Source organism: Amycolatopsis sp. A133, assembly GCF_031082405.1.
In the GTDB taxonomy this organism is placed as follows: Bacteria; Actinomycetota; Actinomycetes; order Mycobacteriales; family Pseudonocardiaceae; genus Amycolatopsis.
In genome coordinates, this window is sequence record NZ_JAVHJU010000004.1 from 353,266 (window position 1) to 369,508 (window position 16,243).

Below are 16,243 nucleotides of genomic sequence, written 5' to 3' on the forward strand. Positions count from 1 at the left end.
GGTCACCCCTGCCGCCCTCACTGCGTCCCCGCCACCCGGCGCAGGTGGGCGTCGACGTCGAACCCGTGTTCTTCCAGCCGGCGCCGGGCCAGCAGGAGCTCGTCGGGGGTGAACAGGTCGGCGTACTCCTCGCGGAGCATGACCGCCTCGGAGCTGCGGCCGAGCTGGTTCTTCTCCCAGAGCACGGTGAACCCGCCCGCGGTGCCCGCCCCGCGCAGCAGCAGGCGGGCCGCCTCGACACCGCCGTGCTCGCGCACCATGCGTTCGAACTGGGCGGGCCGGTAGCCGTAATCCTTGGCCAGGACCCGGCAGCCGTCGAGCAGGTCCTCGGTGAACCGCGCGGCGAGCCGGGGATCGGCCGGGACGGATGCGGCTGGTTCGGGCATGGGACACCTCTCGACGAACGGCTTCCCAGATTAATCGCGGATGAGGCCGGTTTCGCTACGCCATTCGAGCAAGGAATCTGCGCGGGGCACTCTCCGTGTCCGCGAAAGCGGGCAAAGCGGCAAATCGCAACGGACGGTGGTCTCCGCCATGCCGACCGGCCTGCGCACCGTGGCCCACGGCGACGTCCACTGTGGACAGATCCCGCGGATGGAGACCGAAGCCCCGCACCGCACCTCACCAGCCGAAGAGCCCGCCCATGATCCGGGCGCAGCGGGCCGTCATCGCGCCGGCGTCTTCCTCCGGGCGGTCGATCCACCAGCCGATCAGCGAGTCGACCACGCCCGTCCACACCTGCGCGACCGCCTCGATGTCCGCCGGGTCGGCCAGGCCGCGGGAGGTCAGCAGCTGCGTCGCGCCGAGCACGGCGAACGCGTCGAGGCGGCGGCGGTAGTCCGCGGCCGCCGCGGCGATGTCCCCCGTCGCCGGCACCGTCGCGTCGCGCAGGAGGCGCCAGGCGTAGCGATCGTGGTCGAACGTCGTGAAGATCGCGGACAGGACCTTCAGCGGCATCTGGTCGGGCTCGCCGCCGGCCGCCATGGTCGTCGCGACGCCCTCGGTGAGCCGGTCGCCCGCGCGGTGCAGGCAGGTCAGGTAGAGCCCGTCCTTCGAGCCGAAGTACTGGTACAGCAACGGCTTGGTGACCCCGACCCGGCGGGCGATCTCGACCATCGACGCCCCCGCGTACCCGGCCCGGCCGAACTCTTCGGTGCCGGCCACGACGAGCTGGGCCTCGCGCTCTTCGCGGGGCATCCCCTTGGTCCCGACCGCCCTTGACTCCGTCACACGCGAGAGCCTACCGTGCGTAAAGTGACCCGACGGTAAGTTACCGTCAGGTCAGATTCGAGGAGGCGACGTGGCCGAGTTCCTGGCGCACCTGCGCGATCCCGTGCTGTTCGCGGTTCCGGTGTTCCTGCTGTTCGTGACGATCGAAATCGTGGCGGTGCACGTCCTGGGCCACGACGACGACGTCGTCGGCTACAGCGTCGCCGACACCCGGACGAGCATGCTGATGGGCACCGTCGCCGTCGGCGTCAACGCGCTGTTCCGCTTGGTGATGCTCGTCGTGTTCGCCGCGCTCTTCGAACTCGCGCCGGTGCAGCTCGATCCGCGCGACTGGTGGACGTGGGTGCTCATGCTGCTCGGCCAGGAACTGGTGTTCTACGCCTACCACCGGGCCAGCCACCGCGTGCGGCTGCTTTGGGCCGGGCACCAGGTGCACCACTCGAGCGAGCACTACAACTTCTCCACGGCGCTGCGCCAGAAGTGGACCCCGTACTTCCAGCTGCCGTTCTGGTCGGTGCTGGCGCTGTGCGGGATCCCGCCGTGGATGATCCTCACCGGGCTGTCGATCGACCTCGTCTACCAGTTCTTCGTGCACACCGAGAAGGTCGGCAAGCTGCCGCGCTGGTTCGAGTACGTCTTCAACACCCCGTCCCACCACCGCGTGCACCACGGCAGCGACGCCGAGTACCTGGACGCCAACTACGGCGGCATCCTGATCGTCTGGGACCGGCTGTTCGGCAGTTTTGTGCCGGAGGGCAAGCGGCCGACCTACGGGCTGACGACGAACATCGGGACGTACCACCTGCTCAAGGTCGGCTTCCACGAGTACGGCTCGATCCTGCGCGACCTGCGCGCGGCGCGGACCTGGCGCGAGCGCGCGGGGTACGTGTTCGGGCCGCCCGGCTGGCGGCCCGGACACGACCTACGCGATGTCCCTCAGCGCGAGGCTGTTCAGGGGCGGGCGCTGCGGTGAGGTGAGGTCGGTCAGCACGATCTCGCGTTCGACGCCGGGCGACGTCCCGCGCCGGAACTGTGCGAGCAGCGTGGCCGGCGGGACCGCGGTGACGAGCCGGCCGTAACGCTCGAGGCGGTCGAAGAGCGTCTGCATGATCTGCCCGGCCATCCGGCCCAGCGCCTGGGTGCTCTGGTGGCGGTGCGCGCGGTGGCCGAGGTCGACCTGGGCGAGTGCGTCGAGGCCGCGCTGTTCCAGCAGGTCGATGAGGTGGCCGATCTCGACGCCGTAGTTGGCGACGAACGGGATGCTTTCCAGCACTTCGCGGCGGCCCGCGTATTCGCCGGCCAAGGGCTGGACGAAGCCGGCCAGCTCCGGCCAGAACATGTTGAGCAGCGGCCGCGCGACGAGCTCGGTGACCCGGCCGCCGCCGTCCGCTTCGGTGCCGAGCGGCCGGTGGTAGAAGCCCTTGACGTAGGCCACCGACGGATCGGTGAGCAGCGGGCCGAGCAGCCCGGTGACGTAGTCCGTGGTGAAGTCGTGGAGGTCGCCGTCGACGAAGACGACGAGGTCGCCGGTGGTCGCCGCGACGCCCTTCCACAGCGCTTCGCCCTTGCCGGCCAGCCCTTCGAGCGCCGGGAAGACCGCGTCCTGCGCGACGACGGTGGCCCCCGCGGCGGCGGCCACCTCGGCGGTGGCGTCGGTGGACCGGCTGTCGACGACGAGGATTTCGTCGACGAGCACGCCGTGCAGCTCATCGCGGATGGCGGCGACGATCGCCCCGACGGTGGCTTCCTCGTTCCGGGCCGGGATGACGACGGACACGGTGGTGCCGCGCTTGGCCGCGACGAGCTCCTCCGTGGTCCAATCCCCGGCCTTGCCGCTGCGCCGGGCGAGCCAGGTGCCGATCTCCGGCGAAACCTTCAGCATGCGGTTCCCCTTCCCTCGTTCGGCTCCGAGGTTCGAGGTCGCGCATTTCGAGGGCCGCACCGCGGTGCTACCGGGGTGTTACGAGATGGCGGCTCCGGTTAACCCCGCGCGGCGCTACGATCCGAGCCACCAGGGGGGGGGACACCATGACAGCTGTGCACGACGACGAGGACCGGCGGTTCCGCCTGGACGTTCTCGCCACCACCGTCCGGGAGGAGCTGGTGGCGGCCGGGCTGACGGTGACGTCCGGCGACACCCCGGTCGGCGTGACCGGCGCCGTCGTGCAGGTCGACGTGCTCGACCTGCGCGGCGTGACGGTCGACTGGCAGGCACACACCGTCTTCTGGGACGCGAGCGCGGAAGCCTGGGCCGAGGACCCGCTCCAGGAAGGCGCCGAATGCGCGGCTTTCGGCCGCCTGGCGGGCGCGATCGGCGAGGCGATGGCCGAGGCGATGCGGAAGATCCTCACCGCGGCCGGGCTCGAGGTCGCCGACAGCGGCAACGACTACGCGCCCCACCAGCTGCTGGTCACCCGTTGCCTGGCCCGCTCGCCCTGGCAAGTACGCCGCGACGCCAAGTTCGGACGACAGCAGGAAACGATGCGCGCGGCCTGGAACGCGAAGCACGAGGCCGAATGCCCCCACCACGGCCGCGCGGACGACGACGGCTGACCGCGCCACGTCCTCGTCAGGCCTCTTCTTCCTCCAGCATTTCCGGCGTCACCGCGGACTCGGTGTCCGGGATGTTCAGGTCCTTGGCCCGCTTGTCCGCCATGGCCAGCAGCCGGCGGATGCGGCCCGCGACCGCGTCCTTCGTCATCTGCGGCTCCGACAGCTGGCCCAGTTCTTCCAGGGACGCCTGCCGGTTGGACAGCCGGAGCCGGCCGGCCGCCAGGAGGTGGTCCGGGGCCGTGTCGCCGAGGATCTCCAGGGCGCGCTCCACGCGGGCCGCCGCCGCCACCGCCGCGCGGGCCGAGCGGCGGAGGTTGGCGTCGTCGAAGTTGGCCAGGCGGTTCGCCGTCGCGCGGACCTCGCGGCGCATGCGGCGTTCCTCCCACTGCAGGACGCTCGTGTGCGCGCCGAGGCGGGTCAGCAGCGCGCCGATCGCGTCGCCGTCGCGGACCACCACCCGGTCCGCGCCGCGGACCTCGCGGGACTTCGCCTGGATACCCATCCGGCGCGCCGCACCGACCAGCGCCAGCGCCGCCTCCGGGCCCGGGCAGGTCACCTCGAGCGACGACGAGCGGCCCGGCTCGGTCAGTGACCCGTGGGCGAGGAACGCACCCCGCCACGCCGCTTCGGCGTCGGCCACGCCGCCGGACACCACGGCCGCGGGCAGCCCGCGCACCGGGCGGCCCCGCTGGTCGATCAGCCCGGTCTGGCGGGCCAGGCCCTCGCCGTCCTTCACCACGCGCACGACGTACCGGGTGCCCTTGCGCAGGCCCCCGCTGGCGGTGATGACGTGGACGTCCGAATGGTGGCCGTACAGCTCGTGGATCTCCTTGCGCAGCCGTCGCGCGACCGAGCCCGTGTCCAGCTCCGCCTCCACGACCACCCGGCCGGCCACGATGTGCAGCCCGCCGGCGAAGCGAAGCAGCGACGCGACCTCCGCCCGGCGCGGCCCGATCTTCGTGATCTCCAGCCGGCTCAGCTCGTCCTTCACCGCGGCGGTCATCGCCATTACTGCCCCTCCCTGCCTTTCGCTCCTCCCCCGTGCTCCCCGTCCCTGCCGAGACCGAGAGCCTCCCGCATCGTCCGCGCGAGCGCATCAGGATCATGCCGTCCCGGCACTTCGGGGTCGGCGACCGCCCCCAGGTGCGCCCGGCCGCCCAGCCGTTCCGCCGCGCGGCGGAGATTCGCCGGGTCGGGCACGGAATCGCGGTCCGCGATCACCGCGTCGACCCGCAGATCGGGCGCGTGCTCGAAGAGGACGTCGAGGTGCCGCTCCGGCGAGAATCCCGCGGTTTCCCCCGGCTGGGGGACAAGGTTGAGCACGAGCGCCTTCGTCGCGGCCGTGCGCACGAGCGCGTCGTGCAGCCCCGGCACGAGCAGGTGCGGCAGGACACTGGTGAACCACGAGCCCGGCCCGAGGAACACGACGTCCGCGTTCAGCACCGCTTCGACCGCTTCGTCACACGCCAGCGGCGGACGCCCGGCCCGGCCCGGCGAGCGCAGGCTGACCCGCCGCACCTGACCCGGGGTCGAGGCCACCGCGACCTGGCCGCGGATCGTGCGCAGCGCCGCCGGGTCCTCGCTGTCGAGGCCGCTGACCTGGCCCTCGATCTCCAGGGGCTCCGGCGACATCGGCAGCACGCGGCCCGAGACGCCCATCAGCCGGCAGGCTTCGTCGAGCGCGGCGACCGGGTCGCCGAGGACCTCGAACAGCCCGGCCAGCAGCAGGTTGCCCACCGCGTGCCCGGCCAGTGCGCCGTCGCCGCCGAAGCGGTGCTGGAAGACTTCGGCCCACAGCGTGCCGCCGTCTTCCGCGGCGAAGGCCGCGAACGCCTGCCGCAGGTCGCCCGGCGGCAGCAGGCCGAGTTCGCGCCGCAGCCTGCCGGACGATCCGCCGTCGTCGGCCACGGTCACGACCGCGGTGACGTCGGGGGTGACCCGCCGCACCGCGGACAGCGTGGCGTGCAGTCCGTGGCCGCCCCCGAGGGCGACCGCGCGCACGTTATTCACGACCAAGGTCGCGGTGCACCACCTTCACGGCCATTCCGTCCTCTTTGGACAGACGCTGGGCGAGTTCCACGGACAGCGCCACGCTGCGGTGCTTGCCGCCGGTGCAGCCGACGGCCAGCGTCAGGTACCGCTTGCCCTCGCGCTTGTAGCCGGCGCCGATCAGCCGCAGCAGCTGGTGGTAGCGGTCGAGGAACTCCTCGGCGCCCTCCTGGGAGAGGACGTAGTTGCGGACCTCGCCGTCGAGGCCCGTGTGTTCGCGCAGCTCCGGGATCCAGAACGGGTTGGGCAGGAACCGGACGTCCATCACCAGGTCGGCGTCCATCGGCAGACCGTACTTGTAGCCGAACGACAGCACGGTGACCCGGGTCTGGGTGCTCGCCTCCGAGCCGAACGCGTCCTCGATCTTGGCGCGCAGGTCGTGCACCGACAGCGACGACGTGTCGAGGACCAGGTCGGCCTCCTCGCGCAGCGGCTCCAGCAGCGTCCGCTCCGCGGTGATGCCGTCGGCGAGCCGTCCGTCGCCCTGCATCGGGTGGCCGCGGCGGACGGCCTCGAAGCGCCGCACCAGCACGGCGTCGGTCGCCTCCAGGAACAGCACCCGCGGCTTGTAGCCCCGGGCGTCGAGGTCCTTGATCACCGAGGCCAGGTCGTCGGTGAACGCGCGCGAACGCACGTCCATCACCACCGCCACCTTCGTGATCGCGCCGCGGGCCTGCGCACCCAGCTCGACCATGGTGGCGATCAGCTCCGGGGGCAGGTTGTCGACGACGAACCAGCCCAGGTCCTCCAGGCACTTGGCCGCGGTGCTGCGGCCCGCCCCCGACAACCCGGACACGACCGCGACCTCCATGCCGGAGCCGCGGATCTCCTCTTGCGCACTCACTGTGTTTCCCTACTCCCCTGCTCCTGTGCCGTTGCTCGCGCCGGACTCCCCGGCCAGCGCGGCGACCACGGCCTCCGCGGTGCGCCTGCCGAAGCCGGGCACCGCCTCGATCTCTTCGACCCTGGCCTGCTTGAGCTTCTTCACCGAGCCGAAGTGCTTGATCAGCGCGCTGCGGCGAGCCTGCCCCAGCCCGGGCACACTGTCCAATTCGGACGTCACCAGCCGCTTGGACCGCTTCTCGCGGTGGTAGGCGATGGCGAAGCGGTGAGCCTCGTCACGCAGCCGCTGCAGCAGGTACAGCCCCTCCGACGTCCGGGGCAGGATCACCGGATCGGGGTCGGCGGGCAGCCAGACCTCTTCGAGCCGCTTGGCCAGCCCCACCACGGAGATGTCGGTGATGCCGAGCTCGGCCAGCACGTCCGCGGCCGCGGTGGCCTGCGGGCCCGCACCGTCGACGACCAGCAGGTTCGGCGGGTAGGCGAACTTCTTCGGCCGCCCGGTCTCCGGGTCGAGGCCGGGCGTGCTCGACTCCTCCGCGGTTTCCTTGAGGTAGCGGTAGAACCGGCGTCGCACGACCTCGGCGATCGAAGCGACGTCACCCTCGGTGGCCGCCTCCCGCAGCGCGAAGCGCCGGTACTCGGACTTGCGCGCGAGCCCGTCCTCGAAGACGACCAGCGACGCGACGACGTCGCTGCCCTGGATGTGGCTGATGTCGATGCACTCGATGCGCAGCGGCGCGGTGTCGAGGCCGAGGAACTCCTGCAGCTCGGTGAGCGCCGCCGAGCGGGCCGTGAGGTCGCCGGCGCGGCGCAGCTTGTGCTGGGTGAACGCCTCCCCCGCGTTGCGCTGCACGGTCTCGGCCAGCGCCTTCTTGTCGCCGCGCTGCGGTACCCGCAGCTGCACCCGCGTCCCGCGCAGCCCGCTCAGCCACTCCGCGACCGCGTCGGCGTCCGCCGGCAGCTCCGGCACCAGGACCTCGCGCGGCACCACCGGCCCCGCGTCGACGTCGTCGCGGGCGTCGAGCTCGGCCTCGTCGCCGTAGAACTGGGTGAGGAAGTGGTCGACCAGCGCCGGGACGTCCATCTCCTCGGCCTTGTCGATGACCCAGCCGCGCTGGCCGCGGACCCGGCCGCCGCGCACGTGGAAGACCTGGACGGCGGCCTCGAGGTCGTCGTGGGCGAATGCGACGACGTCGGCGTCCGTGCCGTCGCCGAGCACCACGGCCTGCTTCTCCATGGCCCGGCGCAGCGCGCCGAGGTCGTCGCGCAGCCGGGCGGCGCGCTCGAACTCCAGCTCTTCGGACGCGGCGGCCATCTCGGTATCGAGGCGCTTGATCATGACGTCGGTCTTGCCGGCGAGGAAGTCGCAGAAGTCCTCGACGATGTCCCGGTGTTCGTCGGCCGAGACGCGGCCCACGCACGGCGCCGAGCACTTGTCGATGTAGCCGAGCAGGCAGGGCCGGCCGATCTGGCCGTGCCTGCGGAACACCCCGGCCGAGCAGGTGCGCGCCGGGAAGACGCGCAGCAGCAGGTCCAGCGTCTCGCGGATGGCCCAGGCGTGCGCGTACGGCCCGAAGTACCGGACGCCCTTCTTGCGCGCGCCGCGGTAGACGTGCAGGCGCGGAAACTCCTCGTTCAACGTCACCGCGAGCATCGGGTAGCTCTTGTCGTCGCGGTAGCGGACGTTGAACCGCGGGTCGAACTCCTTGATCCAGTTGTACTCGAGCTGGAGCGCCTCGACCTCGGTCGTGACGACGGTCCATTCGACGCTCGCGGCCGTGGTCACCATCTGCCGGGTGCGCGGGTGCAGGCCGGCGAGGTCGGCGAAGTAGGAGTTCAGCCGGCTCCGGAGGCTTTTCGCCTTGCCGACGTAGATGACCCGCTTGGTCGCGTCGCGGAATTTGTACACGCCAGGGGCATCCGGGATGCTCCCCGGCGAGGGACGGTAGGTGGTCGGGTCAGCCACGTTGTCAAGACTATGGGGCGGCACCGACAGTTTCCGCACACCCCCGGGACTGCCCCACCGGAAGTAGGGTGTTCGTCCGTTTCCGACCTTCGTCGGTGTCCGCACCTGTGACGCGGTGGTTACTTTCCGACCGGCCGATCCGGTCCCCCACCGAAAGGATCACCGCCTTGCGTTCTCTCCGTCTCTTCGGCGCCGCCTCCGCGGTCGCCGTCGCCGCGACCCTCGCCGCGGTCGTCCCCGCCTCCGCCCAGACCGACATCGTCGGCGGCACCACCGCGCCGTCGGTTTCCTGGGGTGCCCAGGTGTACGTGAACACGCCCGGGCGCGACTACCAGGGCTTCAACTGCTCGGGCACGGTCATCGCCTCGCGCTGGGTGCTGACCGCCGTGCACTGCCTCGACCAGGACGGCTCGGGCATGTACGTCCGGGTCGGCAGCAACACGCTGCTGTCGGGCACGAAGATCGCCGTCGACCGCGAGTACGAGTCCCCGAACGGCGACATCGCGCTGCTGCACCTGGCCGCGGCCACGAGCACCTCGCCGATCTCGCTGGGCAGCTCGGACCCGGCCACCGGCAGCACCAACCAGATCTACGGCTGGGGCCGCACCACCCCGACCGGCCCGCCGGCGACGTCGCTGAAGACGGCGAACGTCCAGGTGACCGGCCGCTCCACGGACGCCTACGGCGGCCGCGCGATCCAGAGCGTCGGCGTCAACGGCTCGGCGTGGAAGGGCGACTCGGGCGGGCCGCAGGTCTCCGGCGGGGTCCAGGTCGGCGTCGCGTCGACGGTCCAGAACCAGAGCGGGTCGAACACGCGCGGCACAAACAACTACGCGAGCGTGGCGGCGAGCCGGTCCTGGATCCGGACGACTTCGGGCGTCTGACCGGGCTTTTCCGGGGCGGCGCTGCGGCGCCGCCCCGGTTCTGTCGGTGGCGTGTGGGATGCTCGCGGGCATGCGGATCGCCACCTGGAACGTGAACTCCATCGTCCCCCGCCTGCCCCGCGTGCTGGGTTTCCTGGAGGAGACGGCGCCGGACGTGCTGTGCCTGCAGGAGCTGAAGAACACGACCGAGGCGTTCCCGGCGGCCGAGATCGAGGCGCTGGGTTACGAGGTCGCGGCGTACGGGCTCGGGCGCTGGAACGGCGTGGGCATCGTCTCGCGGGTGGGCCTGTCCGACGTGGTCCGCGGGCTGCCGGGCGAGCCGCAGTTCGACGGGGCGTCGGAGGCCCGCGCGATCGGGGCCACGTGCGGCGGGGTGCGGGTGTGGTCGGTGTACGTGCCCAACGGGCGCGAGCCGGACAACCCGCACTACGCGTACAAGCTGGAGTGGCTGGAGGCGCTGCGGTCCCTGGTCGCTTCGGAGGTGTCTTCGGGGCCGTTCGCGGTCCTGGGCGACTTCAACGTGGCGCCGACGGACGCGGACGTGTGGGACATCGCGCTGTTCGCGGAGTCGACCCACGTGACGAAGCCGGAGCGCGACGCCCTGGCCCGGCTGCGGGACCTGGGCTTGTCGGACGTCTTCCCGCGGCCGCTGAAGTACGACCACCCGTTCACGTACTGGGACTACCGGGCGGGGAACTTCCCGAACAACAAGGGCATGCGCATCGACCTGGTGTACGGGAACGAGCCGTTCACGTCGGCGGTGACGGATTCCTATGTGGACCGGAATGCGCGGAAGGGGAAGGGCCCTTCGGACCACGCGCCGATCGTGGTCGACCTGAACCTCTGACCCCCGGCCCCAAACGCCCCAATGTGGCGTTCGGTGCGTCAGACGCACCCAATGTGGCGTTCGGTGCGTCAGACGCACCCAATGTGGCGTTCGGTGCGTTGGACGCAACCAACGCCACATTGGGGCGCATGAGAAGCCGCGCGTCAGCCGCCCGTGGCCGCGCGGTGCAGTTTCCGCAGGGCCCGCACCGCTTCCACCGCCCGGTCCCGGTCGACGGCCTGGACCGCCATCACCGCGTGGTACTCGTCGTCCGGCAGCTCCAGCCGCGCCCACGACGCCCCGTCGGGGAAACTCACCGACAGCACGTCGCTCCACGCGAAACGGCGGGTGACCAGCACGTTGCGGACTTCGATGCCCTCGGCGTCCGCCCGGACCCGCGCGATCGCGAACAGCATCACCCCGCACGCCAGCAGGATGCCGATGCCCACCATCGCCGCCTGGTCGGAGCGCTGGAAGCGCACTCCCGTGTCGCCGTTGCGCAGCAGGACCGCCACCACGACGAACACCGCCAGCAGCGCCACCGCCAGCACGCTGCACATGATCATCGCGCGCCGCGGGCGGATCACCAGGAGAGTCTGCACGCTCACACGAAACCCCGCTCGGTCCACGGCTGGCGCAGGCTCCGCAGCACGTGCGCGGAGTCCAGGGCGGCCACCGTCGCCTCGTACCCCTTGTCCTCCTTCGCGCCCGGACGGCCCGACCGGTCGACGGCCTGCTCGTGCGTGTCGCACGTCAGCACGCCGTTGCCGACCGGGGTGCTCTCGTCGAGCGCCACCCGGGTCAGGCCGGCCGTCACCGCGTCGCACACGTACTCGAAGTGCGGGGTGCCGCCGCGGATGACGACGCCGAGGGCGACCACCGCGTCGTGGTTGCGGGCCAGCGCCTGCGCCACCACCGGGAGCTCGACCGCACCCGCGACGTGGACGACCGTCGGCTCCTCCTCGAGGTCGGCCTCCTTCGCCGCGACCAGCGCCCGCTCCAGCAGGACGCCGGTGATGTCCGCGTTCCACCGGGTGGCGACGATGCCGAGCTTCAGCGACTTGCAGTCGGAGAGGTCCAGCTTGACGTCCGGACGGCCTTCGCCGCTCACAGTGCTCCTCCATCGGCGTGCTCGGGGCCCGCGCCGACCTGGTCGTAGTGCTCCAGCTGGGCCAGGTCGTGGCCCATCCGGTCGCGCTTGGTCCGCAGGTAGCGCAGGTTCTCCGGGTTCGGCGAGATCGGCAGCGGCACCCGCCCGGTGACGCGCAGGCCGTAGCCCTCGAGACCGATCCGCTTGGCCGGGTTGTTCGACAGCAGCCGCATGGTGCGGACGCCGAGGTCGCACAGGATCTGCGCGCCGGTGCCGTAGTCGCGGGCGTCGGCCGGGACACCGAGGGCGAGGTTGGCGTCGACGGTGTCCGCCCCGTCGTCCTGCAGCTGGTAGGCCTGCAGCTTGTGCAGCAGGCCGATGCCGCGGCCCTCGTGGCCGCGGATGTAGAGCACGACGCCGCGGCCTTCGGTGGCCACCGCTTCCAGTGCCGCCTCCAGCTGCGGGCCGCAGTCGCAGCGCAGCGAGCCGAAGACGTCGCCGGTGAGGCACTCCGAGTGCACGCGCACCAGGATGTCCTGGCCGTCGCCGATCTCGCCGTAGACGAACGCGACGTGCTCGATGCCGTCCAGCAGCGAGTCGTAGCCGACCGCGCGGAACGTGCCCGCGGCCAGCGGGATGCGGGCCTCGGCGACCCGCTCGACCTGCTTCTCGGTGCGGCGGCGGTAGGCGATCAGGTCGGCGATGGTGATGATCGCGAGGTCGTGGTCGGCGGCGAACACCTCGAGCTCGTCGCGGCGGGCCATGTCGCCTTCGTCCTTCTGCGACACGATCTCGCAGAGCACGCCGGCCGGGGCGAGCCCGGCCATCCGGGCCAGGTCGACCGACGCCTCGGTGTGCCCGGGGCGGCGCAGCACACCGCCTTCCTTGGCCCGCAGCGGCACGACGTGGCCGGGACGGCGGAAGTCCTTCGCCGTGGACGACGGGTCGGCCAGCAGCCGGATCGTGTGCGCGCGGTCGGCGGCGGAGATGCCGGTGCTGATGCCCTCGGCGGCGTCGACCGTGACGCTGTACGCGGTGCCCCGCGCATCCTGGTTCGTGTGGTACATCGGCGGCAGGTCGAGCCGGTCCGCTTCGGACTCGGTGAGCGCCACGCAGACGTACCCCGAGGTGTAGCGGACCATGAAGGCCAGCAGCTCGGGCGTCGCCTTCTCGGCGGCGAAGATCAGGTCGCCCTCGTTCTCGCGGTCCTCGTCGTCGACCACGACGACCGCGCGGCCGGCCCCGATGTCCGCGATCGCCCGCTCGATGGCGTCGGCGTCGAACACCGCTCCGCTGCCGCACGGGGTCCAGCCCGCTTCGGGCTCTGCCGCACTCGTCTCGCTCATGACCGCTCCTCCGTGCCGCCGTCCCGATTGTGCACCTGGTCGCGGATGTGGGCCTCGGCCAGCTTTTCCACGTACTTCGCGACCACGTCGACCTCGAGGTTGACCAGGTCGCCGGCCTCCCGGCCGCCGAGCGTGGTCGCCTCCAGGGTGGTCGGGATCAACGCCACCTTGAACTGGTCGGCGCCGACCGCGGCCACCGTCAGGGAGATCCCGTCGACCGCGATCGAGCCCTTCTCGACGACGTACCGCGCCAGGTGCGCGGGCAGCGCGAACGTCGTGACGCCGTTTTCGTCGCGGCCGAGGAACACGCCGGTCCCGTCGACGTGACCCTGCATGATGTGCCCGCCGAGCCGGCCGCCGGCCGGGGTGGCGCGTTCGAGGTTGACCCGGTCGCCGACCGCGACCTTGGCCAGGCTCGACCGCTGCAGCGTCTCGTGGACGACGTCGACGGTGAACTCGCCGCCCGCCACCTCGACCACGGTCAGGCACACGCCGCTGACCGCGATCGAGTCGCCGTGCCCGGCGTCGCTGGTGACCAGCGGGCCGCGGACGCGCAGCCGGGCCGCGTTGGTCAGCTGCTCGACCGCGGTGATCTCGCCGATCTCCTCGACTATGCCGGTGAACACGTGCGCTGCCTCCCTGTAAGCCAGTCTGTGAGCCGGTCCTCCCATCCAACACCCGCGGCGGCCCGGTGGCTTCTCCGGTGCCGCTCCCGCGTCAGCCGGCGCGGCCGCGGGCCGCCTGCTCACGCAGCGCGGCGACCGCCTTGCCCGGGTCGCCGGCGCCGTAGACGGCGGATCCGGCGACGAAGCAGTCGACGCCCGCCTCGGCGGCCTGCTCGATCGTGTCGGTGTTGATGCCGCCGTCGATCTCGACGATCAGCTTCAGGTGGCCGGTGTCGACCAGCCGCCGCGCGGTGCGGACCTTCTCCAGGACGTCGGCGATGAACGACTGCCCGCCGAAGCCCGGCTCGACCGACATGACCAGCAGCGTGTCGTAGTGCTTGAGCGCGTCGAGCCACGGCTCGAGCGCGGTGCCCGGCTTGATCGAGAGACCGGCCTTCGCGCCCGCGGCGCGCAGGTTCTTCGCCAGCGCCACGGGGTCCTTCGCGGCCTCGGCGTGCACGGTGACGTTGTAGGCGCCGGCCTCGGCGTACCCGATCGCCCAGCGGTCCGGGTCGTCGATCATCAGGTGGCAGTCGATCGGCAGGTCGGTGCTGTCGATCAGGGCCTTGGCCACGGGCAGGCCGAGGGTCAGGTTGGGCACGAAGTGCGCGTCCATGACGTCGACGTGGACCCAGTCGGCGCGGGTCTCCCCGCTGCCGGCGACAGCGGCGATCTCCTCGCCGAGCCGGGCGAAGTCCGCCGCGAGGATGCTGGGTGCGATCAAAGGTCGGTCGGCCACGTCCCGAGTGTAGGAGGACGGCGCTAACGCTCGCTAACCGGTTGTGACCAGGATCTGGCTCCGGAGAGGGAGGTCACGGCCCCCGGGCGCCCCCTAACCTCGGCGGCATGTCCGGTTTCCTGCGTTCCCTGGTCCAGTTCGGCGGCTACCGCAGCGTGCCCTACGCCCTGCTCGGGATGGCGCTGGCGCTGCCCGCGATGCCGTTCGCCCTCGTCGCCGCGTTGTACCCCGGTACGCCCCGGCTGCTGTTCGCCCTCGCGCTGCTCGTGGTCGCCACGGTGCTGGCGATGGCCGGGCTGAGCGGACCCATGCGGCGCTTCGGCGTCGCCGTCGCCAACGCGGTGCTCGGCACCGACCTGCCGTCGCCCGGCCGGGCGCGGCCCGCCTGGCCGGACCGGCTGCGCTCGGCCGCCTGGCTGGTGCTGCACGCGGGGCTGAGCGGGCTGTTGCTCACGATCGGCGGCATCCTGGCGCTCGGCATGCTGACCCCGGTGCTGTGGCTGACCGGCGACGGGGCGCGCTTCTCGTTCTTCGGCACGACCGCCGTCGCCGGCGCGTGGACCGTGCCGGTCGCGCTCGCCATGCTGGCGCTCGCGCTGCTGCTCGCCGCAGCGGCGACCCCGGTGTTCCGGGCCGGCGCCACGGCGCTGCTGGGCCCGTCCGCGGCCGAGCGCGCGGCGCTGGCCGAACGCCGCTCGGCTGTCCTCGCCCAGCGCAACCGGCTCGCCCGCGAGCTGCACGACTCCATCGGGCACACGCTCACGACGTCGACCATCCAGGCGGCGGCCGCGGCCGCCCTGGTCGAGGCCGACCCCGCCCAGGTCCGGCGCACACTCGGCACGATCGAAGAAGCGTCTCGAAGCGCCCTCGAGGACCTCGACCACGTCTTGGGCCTGCTTCGCGAGGAACCGGCCGCAAAAGCACCGACGCGCACGCTCGCCGAAGTGGACGTCCTCGCCGTGCGCGCCCGCGAAGCCGGGCTCGACGTCCGCCTGACCGTCACCGGGCCGGTGGCCGCGCTGCCCGCCACGGTGTCACGCGAGGGCTACCGGATCGTCCAGGAGGGCCTGACCAACGCGTTGCGCCACGCCGGTCCCGGCGCGGTCGACGTCCGCGTCGAGGCCGGGCCGGACCGCCTCGGCATCGCGGTCGTCAACGCGCTGGCCGCCGACGGGCCCCGGACCGGGCGGCGCGGGCTGGCCGGGCTCGCCGAGCGCGTCGAAGCCCTGCGCGGCGAGCTCGACGCCGGTCCGGACGGCCGGCAGTGGCGGCTGAGCGCGACCATCCCGCTGCGGGCGGGCGCGTGACGCCGTCGGTGCTGCTCGCCGACGACGAGCCGCTGGTCCGCACCGGCCTGCGGGCGCTGCTGGAACAGCAGGGCCTGCCGGTGGTCGGCGAGGCGGCCGACGGCGGCGAGGTCCTGGAAGCGGTGCGGCGGACCCGGCCGGACGTCGTGCTGATGGACGTCCGGATGCCCGGCACGGACGGCATCGAGGCCACCCGGCAGGTGCTCGCGGCGCTCGCGGAACCGCCGAAGATCCTGGTCGTCACCACGTTCGACAACGACGACTACGTGCACGAGGCACTGCTGGCCGGGGCGAGCGGATTCCTGCTGAAGCGGGCGCGCAAGGAGGAGATCGCGCACGCCGTGCGGACGGTCGCCACCGGCGAATCGCTGCTGTTCCCGGAGGCGATCCGGCGGCTGGTGCGCGGCCGTCCGCCGGGCGGCGAGCACGCGCGGGCGGCGAAGACGCTCACCCGCCGCGAAGCCGAGGTGCTGCGGCTCATCGCCACCGGCCTGTCCAACCAGGACATCGCGGCGGCGCTGGTGATCAGCCTGGAGACGGTGAAGACCCACGTGGGCAACATCTTCGCGAAGCTCGGCGCCGGCAACCGCAGCCAGGCCGTGGTGATCGCCTACGAGGCCGGGGTCGTCGAACCGGGGCACCTGGCCGGTCCCTGACCGACGTGCTCCGGCCGACGTGCTCCCCGTCACCGCGCGGAAGCCAGGAGTTCGATCAGCCGCCACCCGGTGCTCACCCGGCGGCCGTC

Annotated in this window: 18 protein-coding genes; 6 read left to right on the forward strand and 12 right to left on the reverse strand. The window is 72.2% G+C overall.

Annotated elements, in window-relative coordinates:
- Positions 1-17: 17 nt before the first annotated feature.
- Together Q5425_RS05835 and Q5425_RS05840 are read right to left on the reverse strand one after the other, a co-directional pair.
- On the reverse strand, positions 18-386 hold the full coding sequence (locus tag Q5425_RS05835; RefSeq protein WP_308671054.1) for a hypothetical protein: 369 nt from the start codon (positions 384-386) through the stop codon (positions 18-20).
- A gap of 235 nt (positions 387-621) precedes the next feature.
- Positions 622-1,230: a TetR/AcrR family transcriptional regulator gene (locus Q5425_RS05840; RefSeq protein WP_308671055.1), complete on the reverse strand. Its 609-nt coding sequence runs from the start codon at positions 1,228-1,230 to the stop codon at positions 622-624.
- A 70-nt stretch (positions 1,231-1,300) separates the two neighbouring features.
- Here Q5425_RS05840 and Q5425_RS05845 point away from each other — a divergent pair, with 70 nt between their 5' ends.
- A complete protein-coding gene (locus tag Q5425_RS05845; protein WP_308671056.1) occupies positions 1,301-2,203 on the forward strand; it encodes a sterol desaturase family protein in 903 nt (300 codons plus the stop codon).
- Here the strand turns inward: Q5425_RS05845 and Q5425_RS05850 are convergent.
- Complete coding sequence (locus Q5425_RS05850) at positions 2,153-3,112, reverse strand: glucosyl-3-phosphoglycerate synthase (RefSeq protein WP_308671057.1); 960 nt, start codon at positions 3,110-3,112, stop codon at positions 2,153-2,155. The genes Q5425_RS05845 and Q5425_RS05850 overlap by 51 nt on opposite strands.
- A gap of 146 nt (positions 3,113-3,258) precedes the next feature.
- Between Q5425_RS05850 and Q5425_RS05855 the strand changes: the two genes are divergently transcribed.
- Positions 3,259-3,783 carry a hypothetical protein gene (locus Q5425_RS05855; protein WP_308671058.1) on the forward strand — a complete coding sequence of 175 codons (525 nt, stop codon included), beginning with the start codon at positions 3,259-3,261 and terminating at the stop codon, positions 3,781-3,783.
- Positions 3,784-3,799: 16 nt separating this feature from the next.
- On the opposite strand, the gene whiA is transcribed toward Q5425_RS05855, so the two are convergent.
- Genes whiA through uvrC form a run of 4 tightly spaced genes read right to left on the reverse strand, consistent with a single transcriptional unit; the run spans position 3,800 to position 8,641 of the window.
- Positions 3,800-4,792, reverse strand: coding sequence for a DNA-binding protein WhiA (gene whiA, locus Q5425_RS05860; RefSeq protein ID WP_308671059.1), 993 nt, complete (start codon positions 4,790-4,792; stop codon positions 3,800-3,802).
- The gene (yvcK, locus tag Q5425_RS05865) at positions 4,792-5,784 is read right to left on the reverse strand and encodes a uridine diphosphate-N-acetylglucosamine-binding protein YvcK (protein ID WP_308671426.1); all 993 of its coding nucleotides are present in this window, start codon (positions 5,782-5,784) and stop codon (positions 4,792-4,794) included. Before yvcK ends, whiA begins: the two co-directional genes overlap by 1 nt.
- Before the next feature lies 1 nt (position 5,785).
- Complete coding sequence (gene rapZ, locus Q5425_RS05870) at positions 5,786-6,643, reverse strand: RNase adapter RapZ (protein WP_003101350.1); 858 nt, start codon at positions 6,641-6,643, stop codon at positions 5,786-5,788.
- Between the two features lie 42 nt (positions 6,644-6,685).
- Positions 6,686-8,641 (reverse strand): excinuclease ABC subunit UvrC, encoded by a 1,956-nt coding sequence (gene uvrC, locus Q5425_RS05875; protein ID WP_308671060.1) that lies wholly within the window; start codon positions 8,639-8,641, stop codon positions 6,686-6,688.
- 167 nt (positions 8,642-8,808) lie between these two features.
- Between uvrC and Q5425_RS05880 the strand changes: the two genes are divergently transcribed.
- Both Q5425_RS05880 and Q5425_RS05885 read left to right on the forward strand, forming a co-directional pair.
- Positions 8,809-9,525 carry a trypsin-like serine protease gene (locus Q5425_RS05880; RefSeq protein WP_308671061.1) on the forward strand — a complete coding sequence of 239 codons (717 nt, stop codon included), beginning with the start codon at positions 8,809-8,811 and terminating at the stop codon, positions 9,523-9,525.
- Positions 9,526-9,595: 70 nt separating this feature from the next.
- On the forward strand, positions 9,596-10,372 hold the full coding sequence (locus Q5425_RS05885) for an exodeoxyribonuclease III (protein WP_308671062.1): 777 nt from the start codon (positions 9,596-9,598) through the stop codon (positions 10,370-10,372).
- Between the two features lie 143 nt (positions 10,373-10,515).
- Here the strand turns inward: Q5425_RS05885 and Q5425_RS05890 are convergent, their stop codons facing one another.
- From Q5425_RS05890 to rpe, 5 genes are all read right to left on the reverse strand, one after another.
- Positions 10,516-10,959, reverse strand: coding sequence for a PH domain-containing protein (locus Q5425_RS05890; protein WP_308671063.1), 444 nt, complete (start codon positions 10,957-10,959; stop codon positions 10,516-10,518).
- Positions 10,956-11,462, reverse strand: a complete 507-nt coding sequence (ribH, locus tag Q5425_RS05895; RefSeq protein WP_308671064.1) for a 6,7-dimethyl-8-ribityllumazine synthase — start codon at positions 11,460-11,462, stop codon at positions 10,956-10,958. Before ribH ends, Q5425_RS05890 begins: the two co-directional genes overlap by 4 nt.
- Complete coding sequence (locus tag Q5425_RS05900; protein WP_308671065.1) at positions 11,459-12,787, reverse strand: bifunctional 3,4-dihydroxy-2-butanone-4-phosphate synthase/GTP cyclohydrolase II; 1,329 nt, start codon at positions 12,785-12,787, stop codon at positions 11,459-11,461. The genes ribH and Q5425_RS05900 overlap by 4 nt, the downstream gene beginning before the upstream one ends.
- On the reverse strand, positions 12,784-13,413 hold the full coding sequence (locus Q5425_RS05905; RefSeq protein WP_308671066.1) for a riboflavin synthase: 630 nt from the start codon (positions 13,411-13,413) through the stop codon (positions 12,784-12,786). The genes Q5425_RS05900 and Q5425_RS05905 overlap by 4 nt, the downstream gene beginning before the upstream one ends.
- Before the next feature lie 91 nt (positions 13,414-13,504).
- Positions 13,505-14,176 carry a ribulose-phosphate 3-epimerase gene (rpe, locus tag Q5425_RS05910; RefSeq protein ID WP_308671427.1) on the reverse strand — a complete coding sequence of 224 codons (672 nt, stop codon included), beginning with the start codon at positions 14,174-14,176 and terminating at the stop codon, positions 13,505-13,507.
- Positions 14,177-14,298: 122 nt separating this feature from the next.
- Between rpe and Q5425_RS05915 the strand changes: the two genes are divergently transcribed.
- Positions 14,299-15,498, forward strand: a complete 1,200-nt coding sequence (locus Q5425_RS05915; protein ID WP_308671067.1) for a histidine kinase — start codon at positions 14,299-14,301, stop codon at positions 15,496-15,498.
- The gene (locus Q5425_RS05920) at positions 15,495-16,154 is read left to right on the forward strand and encodes a response regulator transcription factor (RefSeq protein WP_308671068.1); all 660 of its coding nucleotides are present in this window, start codon (positions 15,495-15,497) and stop codon (positions 16,152-16,154) included. The genes Q5425_RS05915 and Q5425_RS05920 overlap by 4 nt, the downstream gene beginning before the upstream one ends.
- Positions 16,155-16,243 lie beyond the last annotated feature (89 nt).